This is a genomic window from Gammaproteobacteria bacterium, assembly GCA_037388465.1.
Lineage (GTDB): Bacteria > Pseudomonadota > Gammaproteobacteria > SpSt-1174 > SpSt-1174 > JARRKE01.
Genome location: JARRKE010000108.1, coordinates 1 through 5,246, shown reverse-complemented (window position 1 = coordinate 5,246; position 5,246 = coordinate 1). Strand labels below are relative to the sequence as shown.

At 68.9% G+C, this 5,246-nt stretch carries 5 protein-coding genes; all 5 read right to left on the bottom strand.

Going from position 1 to position 5,246, the window contains the following annotated elements; genetic code table 11:
* On the bottom strand, positions 1-1,121 hold a 1,121-nt coding region (locus tag P8Y64_13395; protein MEJ2061459.1), incomplete at its 3' end, for an FAD-dependent oxidoreductase.
* A gap of 28 nt (positions 1,122-1,149) precedes the next feature.
* Entirely contained in the window at positions 1,150-2,145 is a 996-nt protein-coding gene (locus tag P8Y64_13390) for a thiamine pyrophosphate-dependent enzyme (GenBank protein ID MEJ2061458.1), read from the bottom strand.
* 16 nt (positions 2,146-2,161) lie between these two features.
* Positions 2,162-3,364, bottom strand: coding sequence for a pyruvate ferredoxin oxidoreductase (porA, locus tag P8Y64_13385; protein MEJ2061457.1), 1,203 nt, complete (start codon positions 3,362-3,364; stop codon positions 2,162-2,164).
* Positions 3,348-3,977 (bottom strand): 2-oxoacid:acceptor oxidoreductase family protein, encoded by a 630-nt coding sequence (locus P8Y64_13380; GenBank protein MEJ2061456.1) that lies wholly within the window; start codon positions 3,975-3,977, stop codon positions 3,348-3,350. Before P8Y64_13380 ends, porA begins: the two co-directional genes overlap by 17 nt.
* A 258-nt stretch (positions 3,978-4,235) precedes the next feature.
* Positions 4,236-5,246: efflux RND transporter periplasmic adaptor subunit (locus P8Y64_13375; GenBank protein ID MEJ2061455.1), on the bottom strand; the 1,011-nt coding region annotated here is incomplete at its 5' end.

The window sequence follows — 5,246 nt, the reverse complement described above, 5'->3', positions numbered from 1 at the left end:
GCCGGAATCACCATGTCCACGTGCAGCACCGTCTCGGTGCCCTCGAAGGCGATGCGGTGCAGCCGGCCCTGTTCGTCGGGCAGCTTTTTCATGTGCACCATTTCCACACCCACCACCTTCTCGCCGCGCAGGATCAGGCGGCGCACGCCGCGGTGGGCGAGGATCTCCACGCCCTCTTCACTGGCCTGTTCGATCTCGCGCGGCAGGGCGCGCATGGCGTCCTCCACCGGCACCTCCGGCCCGGGCAGGCCGTTGTGGGTGATGATGTAGACCTGTCCGACGCCGGCGCGCTTGAGCACCCGCGACAGGTCCACCGCCGTATTGCCGCCGCCGATGACCGCGGCGCTTTCGGGGGTGGGGATGGTGCCCACGTCCAGCCATTCCTGCAGCAGCGCGAGGCCCTCGTGCAGGTCGGAGGGCGTCACGCCGTCGATGCTCCAGGGCTTGGACTGCATGGCGCCGATACCCAGATACACCGCCGCGTAGGTTTCGCGCAGGTCCTCCAGCGAGAACTCACGCCCCAGCCGCTGGCGGGGTTTGAAGTCGATGCCCGGCAGGGCCAGCAAACGCTCGATCTCCGCGTTCATCACCTCGCGCGGCAGCCGGTAGGTGGGGATGGCACTGGCGCAGGTGCCGCCGGCCTGGGCCTCGGCCTCGAACAAACTCACCCGGTAACCGCAGCGCAGCAGATGCCAGGCGCAGGCCAGCCCGGACGGCCCGGCACCCACCACCGCCACTTCGGGCGCATCGGCCGCCGGCGGCTGCAGCGGATAGTCCCAGCCCTGGCGGATCGCCTCGTCGCCCAGGAAACGCTCCACGTTGTGGATGGCGATAGCCTCATCGTACTGACCCCGGTTGCAGGCGCTCTCGCAGGGATGCGGGCACACCCGCCCGGTCAAGGCGGGCAGCGGATTGGCGGAGACCAGGATCTCCCAGGCCTGACGGTTGCGGCCCTGCTCCACCTCGGCCAGATAGGCCTGCGCGTCCTCGCCGGCCGGACAGGCATGATGGCAGGGCGCGGCGCGATGCACGTGTATCGGGCGCTCCACCCGCCAGGTGCCGGTGTGATATTCGAGGCTGCTGGCCGGGCCGGCGACGCCGCCGCGTGTGTACTGTGTCATGCGAATCTCTCCTTGGCGTGCGTCACGCTCAGGCCCAGCGCGCGCCGCCGCGATGCACCGTATCCACGCCCGCGGTGTCCTTCGCGTCCGGGCCGTGGCCGTACAGTTCGTAGCGTTCGATGTTGTGATCGGCCAGCGCCTGCAGGTGTTCGAGCTCCTCGTGCGCCTCCGGCGTGTCCGCGAACAGGTGGCGGAAGCGGTTCTGGGCCTTGAGGTAATCCGTCACCGGGCGCGGATTGCGGATGGGCATGACGCCGGTCAGCTCGCCGCGTTCCAGCTCGATCACCGGCACCAGCCCGGTCTCCACCGCCAGGCGTGCCACCTCGATACTTTTGGCGCCGTCGTGACCCCAGCCCAGCGGGCAGGGCGAGTGCACCAGCAGGAAGGTCGGGCCCTCGATCTCCAGGGCGCGGCGCACCTTCTTGCGCAGATCGGAGGGAAAGGCCACCGAGGCCGTGGCGGCATAAGGCATGTGATGCGCGGCCACGATGGACAGGATGTCCTTTTTCAGGTGGCGCTTGCCGGTGCGCTCCCGCCCCGCCGGCGAGGTGGTGGTGGCGGCGGCATGCGGCGTGGAGCTCGAGCGCTGGATGCCGGTGTTCATGTACGCCTCGTTGTCGTAGCACACGTACAGCACGTTGTGGCCGCGCTCGATCATGCCGGACAGCGACTGGAAGCCGATGTCGAAGGTGCCGCCGTCGCCGGCGAAGGCCAGCACCTTGGTGCTGGCGCCGCGCGCCTTGAAGGCGGCCTCCATGCCGGAGGCGATCGCCCCGCCGTTCTCGAACAGCGAATGCATCCACGGCACCCGCCAGGCCGATTCCGGCCAGGGCGTGCTGAACACCTCCAGGCAGCCGGTGGCGTTGGCCACCGCCACGTCGGGGCCGGCGGACTCGGTCACCAGCCGGGCCGCCAGGGCCTGGCCGCAGCCCAGGCAGGCGCGATGTCCGGAGGTAAAGCCCTGGAAGCGCGGCTGACGTTGGCGCAGTTCCTGAATGGGGATGACGGATTTTGATTCGGTCATGGCGGACTCCTGAAACTCAGTTGCCGACGGCCGGGCCGGCCGCGACGTAGCGGTCTTCCTCGGGCAGTTTGTCGAGGTCGACGTCCAGCACCGCGAACTGCGTGCCGGTGGCGGCCTGCGCCACCTCCAGCACCTTCGGATAAAGGCTGAGCGGCACATCGCGCCCGCCGAGCCCCACCGCGAAACTCTGCACCCGCGGCGGCGATTCCAGGTCGTAAAGCGCGGCGCGCACCTCGGCGCCGACGATGCCCACACCGCCGGGCGAGAGCGCGCGTTCCAGCACCACCACCTGTTTCAGTCCGGCGCAGGCGGCCTGCAATGCCTCGACCGGGAACGGCCGGAAGGCACGCAGGCGGATGATGCGTGCGGGCGGCAGGTCAGTGTAGGCCAGCCGCGCATCCTGCAGGGTGCCGGTGATCGAACCCAGGCTGATGATGCCGATCTCGGCGTCCTCCGGCCCTTCCACCTCGACCAGACCGCCCCAGCCGCGCCCGGTCTGCGCCTGCCAGTCCTGGTCCGCGGCCAGGATGTTCTGCGCCGCCGCCAGCACGGCCCCGTGCTGACTGTGGCGCGCCTCCGGGAACCAGTCGGGCGAGACCAGCGTCCCGAGGCTCAGAGGCTGGGCGGGATTCAGGGCGCGGGAAAAACTGAAAGGTGGCAGGAAGGCGTCGACCTGCTCGCGGGTGGGCAGCTCGATGGGCTCCAGGGTGTGGGTCAGGGTAAAGCCGTCCACGCACACCATCACCGGCAGCTCGGTCTCCTGAGTGATGCGGAAGGCCTGCACGGTGGTGTCCACCGCCTCCTGGTTGCTGCTGCAGTAGAGCTGGATCCAGCCCGCATCGCGCACGGCCATCGAATCCTGCTGATCGTTCCAGATCGACAGCGGCGCGGACAGCGCGCGATTGGCGCAGGTCAGCACCAATGGAATGCGCATGCCGGCGATGTTGTACAGCACCTCGCTCATCAGCAGGATGCCCTGCGAGGCGGTGGCGGTGTAGGCGCGCGCGCCGGCCGCGGCCGCGCCCAGCACCACGCTGGCGGCCGAGTGTTCGCTTTCCACGCTCACGTACTCGCAATGCAGCTCGCCGTCCGCCACCAGCTTGGCGATGTTCTCGACGATGTGCGTCTGCGGGGTGATGGGATAGGCCGCCACCACCTCCGGGCGGCACAGGCTGACGGCGCGGGCGATCGCCTGGGAACCTTCAAGCGCTTGCGGCATGCATCGCCTCCTTCCACTGGCCGGCCGGTACCTGCGCGGCGGCGGCCTCGATGAGTCGGGTATTGGCGTCCAGCACCTTGCCCTTGAAGCGGGCGCCGAGCGCGGTGATCAGAGCCTGGACAGGCAGAAGCTCGGTCAGGGTGAGAAATACCGCCAGCAGGGCGGTGTTGGGCACCGGGCGCCCCAGATACTCCTGCGCCAGCTGGGTGGCGGAAACGGTGAAGACCGGTCCGGGCAGTCCCAGTTCGGCCGGCTCACGCGTGGCGTTGACCAACACTCCGCCGCCCGGCTTGAGCCCGCTGAGGATGCCCGGCACGTGCAGCAGGGCCTCGTCCTGGATAATCAGAAAATCCGGCTGCGCCACCTGGTCGCGGCGCCGGAACGGCTGTTCGGCCATGCGCACGAAGGCGGCCACGGGGGCGCCGCGTCGTTCGGCGCCGAAGGCCGGAAAGGCCTGGGCGTGCCAGCCCTCGCCGATCGCGGCGCCGGCCAGCGAATAGGCGGCGACCACGTTACCCTGGCCACCGCGGCCGTGTATGCGTACCTCGATCATGCCGTCTCCTTTGCGGTGCATCGGGCGGCGCGAAAGCGCCGTCCGGTCGTTCAGGCACATCCTGCCCGAAACTCCTTACGAAGGTATGTCGATACCGAAAGGCATGCAAGCCATAAGGGAAGGCCTGGTGCATACAGGCCTTCCGCGGCACACGGATGTGCCGCCATTTTTAGCGGCGGTAAGCCGCTGAAAATGAAGGGAAGCAAAAGTCGCGTCTTTCGCTTCCCGTGCCCTGATAATTCCCGGATGGAATTATCAGGGCTTCCAGAAAAATTTGAATGGCATATCCGCAGAAAATTCCCCGCGGTTTTCCGTTCTCTAGCGGATACGCACCCGCTTGCCGTCGGCGATCGTGTCGTCCGGGTGCACGATCACCTGCTCGCCGGCGGTCAGGCCTTTGACGATCTGCGCCGCCAGACCGTTGCGGTGGCCGAGTTCGACCTGCTGGCGGCGGGCACGCCCGTCGCGCACCGCGAACACCGCCCAGCCGTCGCCGTAGCGGAACAAGGCGCTGGCCGGCACCTGCAGCACGTCGTCACCGCGCCACAGGATGAAACGCGCCTCGACGCGGTAACCGTCGCCCAGCTGGCGCCATAGTTTGGTATCCGAAGTGATGTCGGAGATCACCAGCACACGCTGCTCCTCCACACCCAGGGCGGAGACCTTGGTGAAGGCCACCGGCTCGACCGTCGTGACGGTGCCCTGCAGGTCCTCGCCGCCGCCCCAGCGCTCGTACACCACCGGCGTGCCGGGATGGATGCGTACCGCGTCCTCGGACAGCACCTCCGTCTCCACCTCCAGGGCGCGCGGGTCGCCCAGCTCCAGCAGCGGCGTGCCGGGTTGCACCACGCCCTCGCTTTCGTGCTCGATCTTCAGGATGCGTCCGTCGATCGGGGAATCCACCGGTACCAGTTCGGCCGGTTTGCCGCCCTGCTTGCCGGCGGTGTAAGTCAGCGCCGTGCGCGCGGCCTCCAGCTCGTAGCGGGCGACCTTGACGGCGAATTGGGCCGAGCGCTGGCTGGCGCGCGCGGTCTGCGCCCGTACCGCCGCCTGGTCCTGCTCCTGCTGCGAGGCACACTGGATCTGGCACAGCTTGCTGATACGCGCGGATTCACGCTCGGCCAGCTCGGCCTCGGTCTTGGCGGCGCGCGCATTCTCCTCCGCGGCACGCAGACTGGCCTCGGCGGCGGCCACCCGCGCCTGGGCCTGGGCACGCTCGCGCGGGTCCAGCACCGTCGGGCGCAACGGCTCGATGGACAGCAGATGCTGGCCGCGCTTCACGTTGTCGCCCACCTCCAGCTCGACGCGCTGGGCCACGCCCGTCACCGG

What these genes read in the sequence shown, in the direction of transcription:
- porA (MEJ2061457.1), bottom strand. Translation starts at nt 3,364, where the DNA reads ATGCCGCAAGCGCTTGAAGGTTCCCAGGCGATCGCCCGCGCCGTCAGC.
- P8Y64_13390 (MEJ2061458.1), bottom strand. Translation starts at nt 2,145, where the DNA reads ATGACCGAATCAAAATCCGTCATCCCCATTCAGGAACTGCGCCAACGT.
- P8Y64_13380 (MEJ2061456.1), bottom strand. Translation starts at nt 3,977, where the DNA reads ATGTGCCTGAACGACCGGACGGCGCTTTCGCGCCGCCCGATGCACCGC.